Raw genomic sequence first — 17101 nt, 5'->3', positions numbered from 1 at the left:
CACTCCTTGATTATTTTTCTACTTCTTTTACTTTAAAGATGATGGTGAGAGTAAATGAAACAGCAACAGCGATTAACATACCAATCACATAATTCACCACATTCTGCACACCGTATGGCGCGGCAATCGCAATCATCGGAATACCCGTTAAACCATAGGCGTTGGCTGCAACCTTCGTGAAGACAACAAATGCCCCGCCTAATGAGCCTCCGATCATCGCGGCAATAAACGGCTTACGATAGCGGAGGTTGACACCAAATATGACAGGCTCGGTAATACCTAGGAAAGCTGAGAAAGCTGCAGGAAGTGCGATTTCTTTTATTTTCGCGCGTTTCGTTAAGAAAAAGACAGCCAATCCCGCCCCGCCTTGAGCTACGTTGGACATGGCCCAAATTGGCAGCAAATAGTTACGCCCAATATCATTCAGCAGTCCTGCTTCAATCGCATGGAAGCTATGATGAACCCCTGTAAGAACAATGAGAGAGTAGGCACCTCCGAAAATGAGTCCTGCTAAGAAGCCTGCATGATCATAAATAAATGTCAATGCATTCGAAATTCCAGTACCGAGCATTCTTCCAAGCGGTCCAACTGCAATAAACGTCACAAATCCAGTCACAATCACCGTCACAAACGGGGTCACAAGTAAATCAATACTGTTCGGAACCACTTTTCTTAAATTCTTTTGAACAAGACACATGATGTACACAGTCAATAAGACTGGAATGACTGTTCCTTGGTAACCAAGAAGAGCAATATCAAAATTGAATAAATGCATATACTCTGGTTTCGCATCCGTCAGCCCCCACGGGTTGAGCAGGTTCGGGTGAATCATAATCCCCCCAATAACGGCTCCTAAATACGGATTTCCACCAAACTCTTTCGCTGCACTGACCCCAATTAAAATCGGCAAAATGATAAAGGCTGCACTTGAGAACATATCAAGCATTTGGAAGATCGCAGAGCTTGGGTCAGCCCATTTGAAGGCTTTCATCATGCCTAATAGGCCCATTAATAAACCGCTTGCAACAATTGCTGGAATGATCGGTACAAAAATATTTGATAACGTCTTTGCAAAACGTGCAAGTGGATTCATTTTTTGTTTCACTGCTTCATCATGGCTGACAGGCTTTTGTTTCTCGTCTCCTGTCTCAAGACCAGTCTCACGAGCAAATGGTTCATATACTTTGTTGACTGCCCCCGTTCCAAAAATGATTTGGAATTGTCCCGAGCTTGAGAAAGCCCCCTTCACCCCTTCAAGTTCCTCAATGGCTTCTTTGTCAATCAGTTCCTCATCTTTTATCACCAATCTGAGTCTTGTTGCACAATGCGTGGCACTGATGACATTTTCTTTGCCGCCTAATCGTTTTGTTAATTCTTTGGCTGTTTTTTGATAATCCATGTTGTCTCCTCCTTTTTTAAAGCAAAAAAGACCTAAAATTCACCAACGATAAAAGGACATACACGTCCCCTCGTTACGCAAATTTTAGGTCTTGCCTGCCTGGCAGTCACAATCCCACGATATCAAATTTTGATTACGCTTTCATCATAGTATAAGAGTGAGACGTGCGTCAACCTCTTTTTTCGAATCAATTGACCCATATACACTAATAAGAGTAGTGTGCATAAAAAAAAGCCTGCATGCAGGCACAACCACTAAACCAATTCGGCATCCTGCAGACGCTGGACATGCAGCGTGATGTAGCCGATCTCCGATTCAGGGAGATGAAGTTCATATTCATTTTTCAACAAATCAGCGAGTCCACGTGCACACCGGTAAGCCAAATCATACTTTGTTTGGATAAAACTCAGCATGTCATCGTCCATGATTTGAAATGCCTCATTTGATTCCAACCTGCCTAATGCATACCTCAAATGTGTCACAAGCCGCTGATAGGAAATACTATCCTCATCAATTGAATGTTGAAAATAGCTTTCTATATGCTCGATCATTTCTTTGATCATCGTTGTATATTTCACGGTCTTTTTCATAGACTCCGTATTCATTTTGGCCGTATGAATATGGAGTGCCACATATCCTGCCTCATCGTCCGGCAGTTCAACCCCAAGCCGATCCTTTACATAACGAATGGCATACTTTCCAATATCATATTCCTGCTTATATAAGACTTTGATCTCACCAAGCAATTTATTATATAGCACAATGCCCTTTTGAATGCGCTCAATGGCAAAGGATAAATGGTCAGTCAGTGATATATGAATATGATCACTAAGCGGCATCATCAGTTCACCCTCTGCATAACTGATAATATGCTCTGCCACCTCAATATGCGCTTCGGGCAATGTCGCAAGAATTTGTTTGAATTTCTCATTTTCTTCACGCACAACAAAGATTTTCTCTATTTTTTGAACGGGAACGACGTCATTTTTCCCCTTCTGAAAAGCAATTCCAGGCCCCATCACAATTTTCTCCTGATCACCTTCCTTTACAATCACCGCATTGTTATTCAATATCTTATATATCTTCAAGGGGTATCCTCTCCCACCAGATAACGTTTCTTATGAGGGATTTTACCCTGTTTCATCTCTCATGTAAAGGTAAGAGCGGACCAGCACGCGCCTCTCTCGCCGTCTTCTCATCAAGCATCATCAGACTTTGCTTAAACGGTTTCTCTGACCTGCGCTTCTTCTTCTTTTCTTCTGCCAGCTTCTCTAGCTCTCTCTCTTTCACGACTTGAAAGAACCTATCATCCACCGCGGCCGCCTGAAAACGTTGCTGCTTCATCATCACACCAGGATTCACAAGCACATTCATCATGAAACCAAACCATACACTCAACCAGTTTTTGAATTTCCTCACTGAACATCCCTCCGCTTTTCTTAGAATCTAGCAGTTCTAGCAAAACAACTGCTCCTATCATATCCCGAGAAAAAAGAGAGGTTTGTCACAATCTGGGTGAAAAAACAAACTAGTTTTCAGAAGTTTTGTTGAAAAGTGCAGAAGATCATCAAGTACGAGGATGTTTGAATAAAAATTTTATACACACTCTATCCAAAAGATAAGCACACCTTATCAACAGGGTTTATCCACATATCAACATCCCATTACTAGATTTTGTGTATGCGATTTTTTTATTTTCCATATATATATCTAAATAATTGAGTTATCAACAGGAGTTTGTGCATAAGTGAGACTTTATAAACAAAATAGTTCTTTATAACTATGTAAAATAAGACCATTTTAGTAAAGGAATTGTTTTCATCGTATTGAATACTTAATAACGGGCAGTGAATCTTTCCTATTTATCCACAAAAAGAAAGGCTATCTCCCTAAAACACAGCTAGAAAGGGGAAAATTAATGAAAAAGGTCATCTCTCGTTCTTCTGTTCTATTGTTCTCCACTATTTTTATTTTATCCACATTCTTTACAGGTCAACAGGCTGCTGCCGCTCCATCGAACAAACAGGTGGAATTGGAAAAAGCAGAAATCTTCGGTGAAATCAATGTCAACTCTAGAAAACATACCACTGTTATTGTTGAATTAAAGGAAAAATCCTTAGTTGAAGCCAAGCAAGAAGGCAAAGCTCAAACAAAGGCCTCCCTCAAAAAATCTCGAACAAAAGTAAAAAATGCAGCACTCAAAGAAATTGATAAAGCGAGTGTTCGTCAGGAATATGAAAAAGTCTTCTCTGGTTTCTCTATGAAACTTCCTGCAAACGAAATTCCGAAGCTGCTCGCAGTTGACGGAGTAAAAGCCGTTTATCCGGATGTTACATATAAAACAGATGAAGTGAAAAAGGAAAGCATTCAGCTTCCAAATGAAGATGTCTCCCCTCTTATGGATAAAAGCGCTCCATTTATCGGTGCACCAAAAGCTTGGGATGCCGGCTACTCTGGAAAAGGGGTAAAAGTCGCTGTCATTGATACTGGAGTAGACTATACCCACCCTGATTTAAAAGGAAACTTTGGTTTATACAAAGGCTATGATTTTGTTGATAACGATTATTCTCCGCAAGAGACGCCTAAAGGAGACCCTAGAGGTGAATCGACAGACCATGGCACACACGTCGCAGGAACAATTGCTGCCAATGGACAAATTAAAGGTGTCGCAAAGGATGCCACACTTCTTGCGTACCGTGTACTTGGACCAGGCGGGTCTGGGACAACTGAGAACGTTCTTGCAGGCATCGACCGCGCTGTTACTGATGGAGCAGATGTCATGAACCTCTCTCTCGGAAACAGTGTGAATAACCCTGATTATGCCACAAGCATCGCACTCGATTGGGCCATGTCTGAAGGCGTTGTCGCTGTCACATCGAATGGAAACAGCGGACCGAACAGCTGGACAGTCGGTTCTCCCGGCACGTCAAGAGATGCCATTTCTGTCGGAGCAACTCAACTTCCGTACAGCCTTTATAGTGTGAAATTCCCGAACTATTCTACTGCAAAAGTGATGGGCTACTACCAAGAGAGTGATTTAAAAGCACTTGACCAAAAACAAGTCACACTCGTCCATGCAGGTATCGGTGACGAAAAAGCATTTGAAGACATCGATGTGAAAGGAAAGGTTGCCGTGATCGAACGAGGAGCCATTGCCTTTGTTGATAAAGTCGACAATGCAAAAGCTGCTGGTGCAATCGGCGTTGTGATGTATAACAACACCGATGGAGAAATTCCAGTCGATGTACCGGGTCTCGCTCTTCCTACGATTAAGCTTTCAAAAGCTGAAGGAACGGCGCTTGTCAAAGCCATTGAGGCTGGAAACAATACAACGACTTTCTCCATTCAATTTGTCAAAGAACTTAGTGAGCAAGTCGCTGACTTCTCATCTCGCGGACCAGTTGTGGATACGTGGATGATTAAGCCTGATTTATCAGCACCTGGCGTCAGCATTGTGAGTACGATTCCAACGCATAACCCTTCTCAGCCTTACGGATATGGCTCAAAGCAAGGAACAAGCATGGCTTCACCGCATGTGGCAGGGGTCGCAGCGATCATCAAGCAAGCAAAACCATCTTACTCAACTGAACAGATCAAAGCACTGATGATGAATACAGCAGAAAAACTATTTGACGCAAATGGCAGCCCATTCCCTCATAACACACAAGGGACAGGCAGTGTTCGAATCATCGAATCACTCCAAGCGTCATCTATCGTTTCTGATGCCAGCTATTCTTACGGCACTTTCTTGAAAGAAAAAGGCGTTCAAATCAAAACGAAGAAATTCAAGGTAGAAAACCTTTCAAAAGCACCGAAAACGTATACCATTGATTACAAATTCAATGGCAGCGGCATCAGCACAAACGGAACGAAAAAAATCACTGTCAAAGGGAATTCCACTGGGTCCTTTACTTCCGCGGTACAAGTGAAATACGGTAAAACCAAAAAAGGAACGTACCAAGGCAGCATTACCCTTCGTGAAAATGGCAGAAAGGTCACAGAGATTCCTACTTTATTGATTGTAAAAGAGCCTGATTATCCGCGCGTCACTTCGGTTTCCGTCGAGCCGGATAACCGTGCTGGAAGCTATGTCATTAGCAGCTATCTGCCTGGTGGCGCTGAGAACCTTGCATTTCTCGTCTACTCGACAGATGGAGAGTATTTAGGTGAAGCAGGTGTTTATCAACATGTAGATAAAGGAGAACACCGCGTAAAATGGAATGGCACGATCAATCAAGGTCAAAAGCTGGAACCTGGTGAGTATACAATGCTTGCGTATGCAAGTTTGAAAGGGAAATCAGACACTGTTCAAACGAAGGAACCCTTCGATATTTATCCTGAATAAACGTGAATCACAAGAAAAGCCTTGTATGAGCGGATTAGCTCATCAAGGCTTTTTGATTATATATGGAGGAAAGAGAGTTTGATGTTGATATTGCTATGGATCGTTTCTTTTTTGACTGCTTTTTTTCTAACGATCACTTTGGTGTATTTTTTCGAAACATCCTCGTCCTTTTCATCAACCATGCGAGCTGACGGTCTATGTGTCCTTCATTACCCGCTTAGTTTGCTGGTGACAGCCGCGTTTATTTTCATCATGATGCTCCTTTTCCCCCTCTATTGGCTGCGTGGACGGTAAACAGACATACATACGTTATGCATCAAAGGCTTCTTTTAATAAACGATACGATGTGAGCCGGTCTTGCATGTGGTGAGTGATCGTCACAGCGATTACTTCATTTGTACGATACGCTTTCGCTAGTGCCGTCAGCTGCTTTTTCACAGAAGATGGCGTTCCAACCACCATCCTTTGACGATTGGCAGCCACTCGTTTTTGTTCATATGGACTGTAGGAATAAGCTTGTGCCTTTTCATATGAAGGAAAGCCCCCGAGGTTTTGCCCCTGTTCATTGGCGAGTAAGGATAAATCTAAGCTGACTGCCAGTTTTTCTGCCTGTTCCTCTGTTTCAGCACATAAAACGAAGACCGCAAGACTGACGCGCGGCTCATCACCGAATGCTGAAGGTTCGAACCGGTTGATGTATTGCTCCACAGAATCTTCTCCGCCTTCGCCATTGATAAATAGAGCAAACGTATAGCCTGCACCTGCTTTCGCCGCAAGTCTTGCACTCCCTCCGGAGGAACCAAGAATCCATACCTCTGGTGCAGTCTCTACCTTCGGAGAAGCGGTTAAATGGGGCAGCGGGTAAAATTCATCCGCTAGGTCGTGTAAATAGACCTTCAATTCTTCTACCTGCTCAGGATATTGATCACCTAGTCGTTTTCGTTCACCATGATGAAGGGCAATGGAGGAAATGGGCATACCACCAGGAGCACGTCCAATCCCAAGATCAATTCTGCCAGGAGCCAGTGCTTCGAGAACCCTGAAGTTCTCTGCTACTTTATAGGCACTATAGTGAGGCAGCATCACACCGCCTGAGCCAATACGTATATGTGACGTAACGGCTGATAAATGACCGAGTAGCACCTCTGGACTCGACCCTGCAAGCCGGTTTGAAAAGTGATGCTCTGATACCCAAAAACGGTGATAGCCCCACTTCTCTGCCTGCTTTGCCAATTCAACCGTTTGCTTCAATGCTTCAGCAGGTGTTGCATCTCCGATCAAAGGAGATTGATCCAGTATACTTAATTTCATCATGCTGCACCTCTTACAGAAATCCCCCTCTCTCAATCGAAAGGGGGGATGTCTTATTTATTTTCGATTAAAGCCCTTCTCTTTAACAAATTCTCCAAGGAAGGCACGCTTTGGCTGACTAAAGCCGCGAAGCATCTGCTTAGACCAAGTATCTTTTCTCTCTCCGTTTGTTCGTTCTTCATAATATGATGAAATACGATCATCGTATTCTTTTAAATAACGATCCACATGCGCTTCATCTTGCTGATATGCATTTTCATGATAAATGAGTTCAACTGGCAGCCGTTCCTTTTGTGACGATTGACTCGCTGGATGTCCGACAGCCAGACCAAATAACGGCAGCACATAAGATGGCGTTTCAAGTAATTCAGACACTTCTTTCAGTTGATTACGCAGACCGCCAATATAGCAGATCCCAAGTCCCATTGATTCTGCGGCTACACTCATATTTTGCGCAGCGAGCGCCGTATCAATGACGCTAATGAGAAAGGCTTCCGTATTCTCAAGCGCCTCCTGATGATTTTCCCCTGCTTTTTTTGCAATATCATCATGGCGTTTCAAGTCTGCACAGAAGACAAAGAAATGCCCATTCTTCTCAACGTATGGCTGATTCCCAGCCAGTTCAGCAAGCTTGGCCTTCTTCTCTTGATCTGTCACTCCAATAATACTATACGCCTGTACATAGCTTGATGTCGAAGCAGCCTGTGCACTTTTAATGAGTGTCAGCACCTCTTCTTCGGACAAACGCTCGTCTGTAAACGAACGGATGGACCGATGATTTAATATCGTTTCTATCGTTTTGTTCAATTCGAAGACCTCCTTCACTTGTACTATCATATGACAAAGACATATGGCTTTTCAAAAATTAAAACTCGCATGAAAAAAGACAGTCTATACTTAGACTGCCCTTACCCGTTTTATTTAAATAAATAACTTTGATATTTCGTTAATTGAACACTTGCGTTATAAGCAATCCCGAATCCAATAAGGACAGATAAGACAGAGCTTCCTCCGAAGCTGATAAATAGGAGCGGAATCCCTGTTACAGGCATCACGCCTATATTCATCCCAATGTTCTGGAACGTATGGATCACAATCAGTGCTGTATATCCTACACAGAAGAATGACGCAAACCGGCTATAAGGATGGATACGGTCGATCAGCACGACAAGCCGGTAGATCAAGAAGAAGAACATGATCACAACAAAAGCACAGCCGATAAAGCCAAAGGCTTCTCCTATAATGGAGAAAATCATATCTGTTTGTGCCTCTGGGACATAGACTTTTAAGTTTTTAACCCCATTCCCAAAAATCTGTCCAGCACCAATAGCCATAATGGCCTGGTCTACTTGATATTTATCAGACCCAGACGCATCCTGAGTCTGCGCTTGGTTGGCTGACGTAGAGCTATCAGGCAGCCAAGCGGTAATCCGGTTAATCTGATACTGCTGAATGCCAATTGTTTTCGCAACATCAGGGAAGAGAATGATCACGGCTAACACAGCGGCAACTAAAAGCACAACCACAGAACCGATGAGAGAAATCAGCTTCCAATTAACCCCTGATAAAAACACCATCACAACGACAATAAACATACAGACAGCTGCCGTACCTGCGTCCTGTAAGAAAATCAGTCCAACTGGAACGGCTGCTACACCGGCAATTTTTAATAGTAGGAAGATATCATCTTCTAATGTCCGTTTTCCTCTAGGGCTTGACTTACCGATGACAGATGCAAGCATCATAATCAAACCAATTTTCATAAACTCTGAAGGCTGAAGTGTCCCAATCCCTGGTATCACAAACCAGCTTTTTGCACCATTTTTAATTGGAGCAAAATCATGACCTCCGATTTGTGCAGGAGCGACTTTCAGAAAAAGTAACAACAGTATGCCACCTATAAAAATATAGAGGCTTAGCTTCTCTAATTGCTCCAAATCAAAGTAATTTATAGCTACAATACATATAACTCCGACCATGTAGTAAATAATCTGCCTCGTCCATGCATTAGATCCATACTGTCCAAATTGACCCGCAGCATAAATCGCAATGACACTGATGGCAAAGAAGGCTAAAAATATAAAAATTAAATCCCCTTGATAGTACGGAGATGTATTCTGCTTGTTCATGAACTAACCACCCTTATTACAAAACATAAAAGCCCTTATTTATATTAGATTGAATTTTTCACAAAAGCAACTCACCTTAAATATGACGGAAGATACATCCGAAAGGTTCCAATCATTTTTCAAAAAATGAAATACTTTTCATTCTAACAATAGGAAAAAATTCCTCTATACTCTTTCCATTCATCCGATCATGAGTCCTTTAAAAAGATTATTTTACAGATATTAAGGGGAAAATTCAATGACCTATGTGGCGATATGACAAGCAATTATCAAGCCAGCATAAGCTGTACGGAGAGAAAAGGAAAAAGCCACTTTCTACGGAATAAGGCCCATTTTCCAATTATTGAGTTTACTTCAAAGTCAATTGTGGTATAATACTTGTAACAAAATGTTCACAATATCTCCTAAAAACAGACACAATTGCATCCTGACCTCTCATTTGATTTGGATATCAACTTACAAAGGAGTTGGATACGATGGATATGTTCTTTGCGTACCTATGTATTGCAACGGCTACACCCCTGTTTTTATGGCTTGAAAACAGAAAAATTGCACTAGCTTCTATTCCACCCATTATGATTATGTGGATTTTCTTCGGTCTTTACATGACGAGCAGTTTATCTCCAGCAGGACATACCTTCATGATCGCATTCTTTGCCATTAACGTCATTTTGGCACACATTGCAGCGTTTCTCATTTATGGACTTCCATTCATTCGCAAAAGATTCAGCAGCACCAGATAAATCACGCACCACCTATTGGAGGCGTAATCAACATCATGATAAAAACCACTCACCTTTGAGGGATGAGTGGTTTTTTTATTATTTCTCTGAATGCTCAGACTGCTTTGGCGCAGAAGGTGAATAACCGTCTTTGCTGTTCTCTCCGTGGCTGTAGTGAGCCGCAAAGATCCAAACAGATCCGATAACGAAGATAATCGCACAAAACAGACCAAACAATGTATTTCCGACTTGAACAGTTCCGTTCTCGCTTTCTGTCATGTGCATAAACATGAATAGCTGCAAGAACGCTTGAATGAAAGCAAAACCAAAGATAATCCATAGTTTTGCAGAACTGCCAATTTCAGCTCCAATGGCAATCCAGAATGCTAAGATTGTTAGCACAATGGATAAGATGAAGCCAACTACGTGTTTCCAAGGGAAGTGTTCGTGCTCTGCTGAGGAATTTGTTTTTCCAGCCATATCACAAAAGCCCCCCTAATCCGATCAAGTAAACAGCTGTGAAGATGAAAATCCATACAACATCAAGGAAATGCCAGTATAGACTTGAGATAAAAATCTTCGCTGCTGTTTGTGGAGTTAATCCACGTTTTTTAATTTGGAACAAGACCCCGGTAATCCAGAAGATACCGATGGATACGTGTAGTCCGTGAGTTCCTAAGAGTACAAAGAATGCAGACCAATACGCACTTGTATGGATGCTCGCACCCTCATGTACATAATGGAAGAACTCGAAAATCTCAAAGCCAACGAAGCCTGCACCTAGAAGCAGTGTCAGAATCGTCCAAATGACAACCCCTTTTGTACTTCCACGGCGCATTTCATGAACAGCAATCCCGCATGTAAATGAACTAACCAATAGCAGGAATGTCATGATCAATACAAGCTTCATATCGAACAGCTCAGCTGGTAAAACGCCGCCAGCTGTTCTGCCATGAAGAACAAAGTAGGTCGCAAAAAGTGTTGAGAATAACACGATTTCCGCGCCAAGGAATATCCAGAAACCAAGGATGTTTAAACGTCCTGTTTCAGACTGATATTCAAGCGGTGCATTTGCATAGCTGCTATCATTATGTCCCATTACTTCTGCGCCTCCTTATTCTTTTTCTCTGTTTCAATCACTTCTTCAACAGGAATATAGTAGCCATCGTCATATTCAAATGAGCGTAAAATCATTGTTGCGAATACACCGATTAAGCCAATAATGCCAATCCAGTACCATTCAAATACAAGACCGAATGCACCAAGTCCGAAGAATGCAGACATGATGAGTGGTCTGCCTGAATTGTGCGGCATGTGAATTTTCTTGAATTCTTTTTCAGGATGAACGTCTACGTTGTTTTGCTTCCAATGATGGAATGCATCTGGTGTTGTCACTTCTGGAAGTGCTGCAAAGTTATAATGCGGCGGAATTGCAGAAGATGTCGCCCAGTCAAGAGTACGTCCATCTCCCCAGCTGTCTCCAGACACTTCACGTTTCGCGTGTCTCCAGCTGTAGTAGATGTTGTAGCAAAGGATGATGAATCCGATACCCATCATAAATGCACCAATTGTTGAAATAAAGTTTAGTGCAGTCCAGCCATCTTCTGGTCCATACGTATAAATACGTCTTGGCATTCCTTGCAGTCCTAAGAAGTACTGCGGGAAGAAACAGATGTTAAATCCGATCATGAATACCCAGAAGAACCATTTGCCGATTCTTTCGTTTAGCTTGTAACCAAACATTTTTGGATACCAGAAAACAAGACCAGCAAAACAAGCAAAGACAGTACCTGCGATTAATACATAGTGGAAGTGGGATACAAGGAAGTACGTGTTATGGTACTGGTAATCCGCAGCTGCCATCGCAAGCATAACCCCAGTGACACCACCGATAACGAAGTTCGGGATGAAACCAAGTGCCCAAAGCATTGGTGAAGTAAAGCTGATACGGCCTCGATACATCGTAAAGAGCCAGTTAAAGATTTTCACACCTGTTGGTACAGAAATCGCCATTGTTGTAATCGAGAAGAATGAGTTAACCGCTGCACTGTTCCCCATTGTAAAGAAGTGGTGAACCCACACAAGGAAACTAAGAACAGAGATTGCCACAATCGATACAACCATCGCTTTGTAACCAAACAGCTGTTTTCTTGAGAACGTCGCAAAGATTTCTGAGAAAATACCGAAAGCCGGCAGGATGACGATATATACCTCAGGATGTCCCCAAATCCAGAAAAGGTTCGCCCAAAGCATTGGCATACCGCCTGCTTCGAGTGTAAAGAATGCAGAACCGAATAAACGATCAAATGTCATAAGTGCTAAAGCAACTGTTAATACAGGGAATGCGAATACGATGATGACAGACGTAATCAATGTTGTCCATGTAAACATTGGCATACGCATAAGCGTCATACCTTTTGTACGCATTTTTAAGATGGTCACCATGAAGTTAATACCAGTCATAAGTGTACCAATACCTGCAATTTGGAGCCCGAGCAAGTAATAGTTCTGTCCAGGACCTGGTGAGAAATCATTTCCGGCTAGCGGCATGTAACTCGTCCAGCCTGCACTTGGTGATCCTCCAATGACGAAGGAAATGTTGAACAACATCGCTCCAACCATGAATGTCCAGAAGCTAAGGTTGTTCAAATAAGGGAATGCAACGTCACGTGCACCAATTTGAAGAGGAACAACGACGTTGATTAAACCAATTAAAAATGGCATCGCCATGAATAGAATCATGATCGTACCATGCGTTGTGAAAATTTCATTATAGTGGTTGGAATCTAAAAACGTATTATTAGGAAGCGCCAGCTGCGCGCGCATCATCAGTCCGTCTACCCCACCGCGGAAGAACATAATCACAGCAGCAAGGATATACATGATCCCAAGCTTTTTATGATCAACTGATGTTAGCCATTCTTTCCAGAGCCATTTCCACTTTTTAAAGTAGGTTAAAACAAACACGATAGCAATGGAAGTAAGAGCGATAGAAATTTGCGCACCAAGAATTAATGGGTCTCCAGTTACAAAAAACTCATCCCATTTCAAATGCATAACGGCCTCCTCCTTTCCTTAGTCAGTTTATTCATTATCTAGTTTTCTTTTATAGTTCTTCACATTCTCGAAAGGATCTGTTTTGGAATGCGGAGAAACTGATTGGTAACCTAAACGTTTGCGTGCTTGGAGTGCGTATTCAGAATCCTCTCCATGCTTCGCAAAGGATAAATGTGTTGATGAGAATGTCTGCACATCTGCAGCATCCGGAAGCATCAAGTAGTCATACGTTTTCTTCGTTAACTTTGGTGCTTCTTTCTTCGTTTTGCTTACCCATTTATCATAGTCAGACTGCGTCATCGCATTGACTTTGAATTTTTGCTGAGCAAAGCCCTCGCCTGTGAAGTTGGCGTTTCTTCCTTCATAAGTGCCAACTTGATCAGCTTGAAGATATTGTTCCATCTCCATTCCAGCCATCGCATACTTCTCCCCGCCTAGCTGAGGAATCCATAGTGATGCCATTGTATCAGCGGAAGTGATTTTGAATAAAACCGGCTGATCTTTTGGAATGTTTAAGTAGTTCACTGTCTCAATATTTTCCTCTGGATAGCTAAAGATCCATTTCCAATCAACAGCTGTAGCATAAACGACAAGTGGATCTTTATGACTTGTTGCTTGAGGTGCCTCTTCCAAAGAGTAAATTGTTTTTACAGTTGGAACCGAAAGGGCAGCAACGATTAATATTGGGATCACTGTCCAGATAACTTCTAGAAGCGTATTCCCGTGTAGTTCTGGGTTATAAGAGGCGTTTCCAACGTCCTTACGCTCACGGTATTTAACCAAAATGATGGTAAACAGTACAAATACCGCACCAACGATAAAGAGCATGAATCCAATGGATAAAAGGATTAAGTCTTTTTGTTGTGCTGCGACAGGTCCTTTAGGATCTAAAACAGCGATATTGCTGCAACCTCCTAATAAAAAAACACTCACGAGCATCGCTAATAAAAGCATAGGTTTAATGGCTCTGAACAAGAAGATCACCATCCTTCCTTAGATAATGTATAAATTGCTGAATAATTGTGAAAAGCCATCTGCCTTCGAAAACTTTTCTTCCCTTTGTAATGCTATCAAAATCTGTTAGAGTTAGCTTCCCTTTTTTCAAAAGTTCATTTATTTTTCAACAGATTTCTATTAAAATGTCATAAATTCGACATAAATTTATATTATTGCACACACAATAAATTTCTAGGATTTTGAAAAGTTGAGAGTTGAAGGCAAAGGACAAACAATCAAGAACTTTGTCAAATTTAGGTTTACCACAATAAAAAAGTTTGGTCGAATTTCAATTTAACTTAATGAAATTTTATCTAGGTAAACAATTTTGAAATAGGTATCCCCACATTTAACAAAAACCTTACTCATTTTAACGCAAGTTCACAAGAAAAGAAAGTATCGATTCTCTGCGATACGCTGTAAGAATTGGTAATGATGCTGAATTAGTGGAATCTCGCTAAAGACTTCCAGCAAAAAACCGGCTCAGCGCCGGCACTCTGCATTTATTCATCTCTCACTAAGATGTCAGGTCGTCTATAGATCTCCCCTTCATGTTCAATGTCCATGTACGTCCACTTGCCTGTATAGGTTAAAAAGCGGTTGCCCTCTTTTTCTACTACTATCGTATCCTCTGATTTCAGTCCAGGCAATGAAGGATTCCACGTAAACACTTGATGCAGCTGAATTTCTTCCTTCGATGAGGGAACAGCAATGATTTCCCTAGATACAAATCCCGTCTTTCCCCCTTGATGAAGCTTTTTCCAGCTATCAGGGAAGCCCTCTTTTTCATACTGAGCAATACCTGCTTTCAGTACATCTCCTAATGTTTTACCAGGACGTGTGGCGGCATTCATGACTGTATCAATTCGTGCAAGCCGCTCTTTGTTCTCTTCAAGCTCCTTTGGAAGCTGACCAAAGTAAACAGACCTTGTGACATTCGCTACGAGCCCGTGCCGTTCTGCACAGAGGACAACAAGCGCGTGCTTTTGAAGTGCTTTCTCTGTTGGAATCGGGTGACGGTATTGATGGATCCGGTCATCCGTTGCCACAAGCAGGACTTCTATCGTCATCCCTTGTGCAATGGCTCTTTGAGCAATAAGCGAAGCAATTTCGTGTTCGGTCTGCCCTGGCACGATTTCTTGACAGACACTTTCTACAATGACCGCTGTTTCATGACAAAGGATTTCATATTGACTGAGCAGCGAGGCAGTAAGGATCGATCGAACATGTGACAAATCCGGCTCGATCCATTCGAATCCATCCATTTGAATGTCCGCCCCAATTCGTTTACCTTTTGTGAGTTCTTGAATGTAGGGGGTCTCATCCTCATACCAATCCATTGTGACCACCTGAAAGGGATGATCGACATACGCCATTTCCTCTTCAATGATCCGCTTTTCTTCCATTTGATTCACAATGAGGACGAGGTCGTCTTTTAAGACGAGCAGCTGGCACACGCCCTCTGGCGTATTTAACACAATGTGATTCCTTCTTCCGCCTGTCAGCCAGGAGAAGTTATTTCGCTTTTGAATCAAGACACCATCAAGCTGCTTTTCTTCCATTAGTTCTCTTACTTGTTCAATCATCTAATCACCTGCCTGTATGAAGTGTTTGAATGAAACGGTTAAAAGCTGTTTTCCCTTGCTCAGTTCTTTTAAACACACCCGCCTGCGAGAGAATTCGAGAAAAAATAGAGCCAATTTCTTGTTGTAAAATGGTTTCGGTATTGTCCTCTGTAAAGGTGTTCTCTTCAAGCAGTCGCTTTGCCCATGTTTCGTGTTTCATGATAGCAGGACGGGCTTTGATTTCTTCAAGAGGACTTTCGGATAGCAATGCCTCTTTTAATTGGCTTAACTCCTCTGCTAATCTGCCAGGAAGGACAGCAAGGCCCATGACTTCAATTAATCCGATATTCTCTTTTTTAATATGGTGGACTTCTTCGTGCGGATGGAAAATGCCGTCTGGGTGCCGCTTGTCTGTACGGTTATTACGCAGCACTAAATCTAATTCATAGTCATCCCCGTGGCGTCGCGCAATAGGTGTAATGGTATTGTGCGGAGTCTCTCCTGTATGAGCGATCAGCCCCACCTCTTCATCTGAATACAATTTCCACTCATGTAAGATAAAGTCTGCAGCGTCCGCGAGCGACTGCCGCTCGCTGCTTCGAAGGCGGATCACAGACATCGGCCATTTCACAATGCCAGCTCGCACATCCGGAAAGGCTTTGAGAGAAAAGACTTCTTCCATCTCTGCTTTCGCCATCGGAAATTCATGTGCACCGCCCTGAAAATGGTCATGACTTAATATACTGCCTCCGACAATCGGAAGGTCGGCGTTCGACCCGATGAAATAGTGCGGGTATATAGATATGAAGGAAAGCAGTCGTTCAAAGGTTTTTTTGGTGATGCTCATTGGCTCATGTTTACCTTTGAACACTATGCAGTGCTCGTTGTAATACACATAAGGTGAAAATTGCAGAAACCACGATTCACCTGAGAGTGTCACAGGAATAATCCGGTGATTCTGTCTCGCTGGATGGTTGATCCGCCCCTCGAAGCCAACGTTTTCTTTACAAAGGAGACAAAGAGGGTATTGCTTTTGACTGAGCTTCTTAGCTTCAGCGATGGCTTTGGGGTCCTTTTCCGGTTTTGATAGATTAATGGTGATCTCCAGCACACCATCGTCTGTTGGTGTAAACCACTGTACATTTTTGGCGATCCTGCCTGTATGAATATAGTGGGCATGCTGCTGCATCGCATAGAACCAGCTTGTAGCTGCCTCTGGTCCCTCATGTTGGCGTTTTTCTTCAAACTTCGCATAGATGACACTTGGAGGTGCCACCAAGCAGCCCATGATTTTCGCATCTAGTAAATCACGATACGTATCCGTCCCCTCAGGAATAAGGCCTGTTTCAACTGCCCAATCCAGCATCGGCATTAAAATGTCTTCAAGGTCTCCTTCTCCTGAGACTGTTCTTGCTTCAGCGTCATCGAGCCCGAGCACCTCAAGCAGCCGATTTCTTGTATAATCGATATCTAGTGATGTCATCAGCTCTTTATTGATCCCGTATTGAATCAGCTGTTCCAATTTTTCAAAAATATCAATCGCCATTCCCTCTGTCCCCTCTCTTGCCTGCCTGTTA

14 protein-coding genes are annotated in these 17101 nt (G+C 42.5%); 2 read left to right on the top strand and 12 right to left on the bottom strand.

Features of this window, described 5'->3' with window-relative positions; all coding sequences use genetic code 11:
• Positions 1–10: 10 nt before the first annotated feature.
• The 3 genes from C6Y07_RS08900 to C6Y07_RS08890 form a co-directional block, all read right to left on the bottom strand.
• The gene (locus C6Y07_RS08900) at positions 11–1399 is read right to left on the bottom strand and encodes a sucrose-specific PTS transporter subunit IIBC (RefSeq protein ID WP_106036411.1); all 1389 of its coding nucleotides are present in this window, start codon (positions 1397–1399) and stop codon (positions 11–13) included.
• A 254-nt stretch (positions 1400–1653) separates the two neighbouring features.
• On the bottom strand, positions 1654–2487 hold the full coding sequence (locus tag C6Y07_RS08895; RefSeq protein WP_066031570.1) for a PRD domain-containing protein: 834 nt from the start codon (positions 2485–2487) through the stop codon (positions 1654–1656).
• 52 nt (positions 2488–2539) lie between these two features.
• Positions 2540–2818 (bottom strand): hypothetical protein, encoded by a 279-nt coding sequence (locus C6Y07_RS08890; RefSeq protein WP_106036410.1) that lies wholly within the window; start codon positions 2816–2818, stop codon positions 2540–2542.
• A 499-nt stretch (positions 2819–3317) separates the two neighbouring features.
• Between C6Y07_RS08890 and C6Y07_RS08885 the strand changes: the two genes are divergently transcribed.
• The gene (locus C6Y07_RS08885; RefSeq protein WP_106071317.1) at positions 3318–5744 is read left to right on the top strand and encodes a S8 family peptidase; all 2427 of its coding nucleotides are present in this window, start codon (positions 3318–3320) and stop codon (positions 5742–5744) included.
• 309 nt (positions 5745–6053) lie between these two features.
• Here the strand turns inward: C6Y07_RS08885 and C6Y07_RS08875 are convergent, their stop codons facing one another.
• The 3 genes from C6Y07_RS08875 to C6Y07_RS08865 all read right to left on the bottom strand — a co-directional run bounded on the left by C6Y07_RS08875 (position 6054) and on the right by C6Y07_RS08865 (position 9184).
• Positions 6054–7058 carry an LLM class flavin-dependent oxidoreductase gene (locus C6Y07_RS08875; protein WP_181185420.1) on the bottom strand — a complete coding sequence of 335 codons (1005 nt, stop codon included), beginning with the start codon at positions 7056–7058 and terminating at the stop codon, positions 6054–6056.
• A gap of 54 nt (positions 7059–7112) precedes the next feature.
• Positions 7113–7862 (bottom strand): oxygen-insensitive NADPH nitroreductase, encoded by a 750-nt coding sequence (gene nfsA, locus C6Y07_RS08870; RefSeq protein WP_034660404.1) that lies wholly within the window; start codon positions 7860–7862, stop codon positions 7113–7115.
• A 110-nt stretch (positions 7863–7972) separates the two neighbouring features.
• Positions 7973–9184, bottom strand: a complete 1212-nt coding sequence (locus C6Y07_RS08865) for an FtsW/RodA/SpoVE family cell cycle protein (RefSeq protein ID WP_058013388.1) — start codon at positions 9182–9184, stop codon at positions 7973–7975.
• A gap of 476 nt (positions 9185–9660) precedes the next feature.
• Here C6Y07_RS08865 and C6Y07_RS08860 point away from each other — a divergent pair, with 476 nt between their 5' ends.
• Positions 9661–9927, top strand: coding sequence for a spore morphogenesis/germination protein YwcE (locus C6Y07_RS08860; protein ID WP_003215279.1), 267 nt, complete (start codon positions 9661–9663; stop codon positions 9925–9927).
• A gap of 78 nt (positions 9928–10005) precedes the next feature.
• Here C6Y07_RS08860 and qoxD read toward each other — a convergent pair whose 3' ends face one another.
• The 6 genes from qoxD to galT form a co-directional block, all read right to left on the bottom strand.
• Positions 10006–10386 carry a cytochrome aa3 quinol oxidase subunit IV gene (qoxD, locus tag C6Y07_RS08855; protein WP_003215204.1) on the bottom strand — a complete coding sequence of 127 codons (381 nt, stop codon included), beginning with the start codon at positions 10384–10386 and terminating at the stop codon, positions 10006–10008.
• A gap of 1 nt (position 10387) precedes the next feature.
• Entirely contained in the window at positions 10388–11005 is a 618-nt protein-coding gene (gene qoxC / locus C6Y07_RS08850) for a cytochrome aa3 quinol oxidase subunit III (protein WP_007497820.1), read from the bottom strand.
• On the bottom strand, positions 11005–12963 hold the full coding sequence (gene qoxB, locus C6Y07_RS08845) for a cytochrome aa3 quinol oxidase subunit I (protein WP_060597551.1): 1959 nt from the start codon (positions 12961–12963) through the stop codon (positions 11005–11007). Before qoxB ends, qoxC begins: the two co-directional genes overlap by 1 nt.
• A gap of 27 nt (positions 12964–12990) precedes the next feature.
• Entirely contained in the window at positions 12991–13947 is a 957-nt protein-coding gene (qoxA, locus tag C6Y07_RS08840) for a cytochrome aa3 quinol oxidase subunit II (RefSeq protein ID WP_095285740.1), read from the bottom strand.
• 515 nt (positions 13948–14462) lie between these two features.
• Entirely contained in the window at positions 14463–15545 is a 1083-nt protein-coding gene (locus C6Y07_RS08835; RefSeq protein WP_106030647.1) for a M24 family metallopeptidase, read from the bottom strand.
• 4 nt (positions 15546–15549) lie between these two features.
• On the bottom strand, positions 15550–17070 hold the full coding sequence (gene galT / locus C6Y07_RS08830; RefSeq protein WP_060597553.1) for a UDP-glucose--hexose-1-phosphate uridylyltransferase: 1521 nt from the start codon (positions 17068–17070) through the stop codon (positions 15550–15552).
• Positions 17071–17101: the final 31 nt, after the last annotated feature.

The sequence above is a fragment of the Bacillus sp. LNXM12-1 genome, from assembly GCF_003004375.1.
In the GTDB taxonomy this organism is placed as follows: Bacteria; Bacillota; Bacilli; order Bacillales; family Bacillaceae; genus Bacillus.
This window is presented reverse-complemented; position numbering and strand designations above follow the sequence as displayed.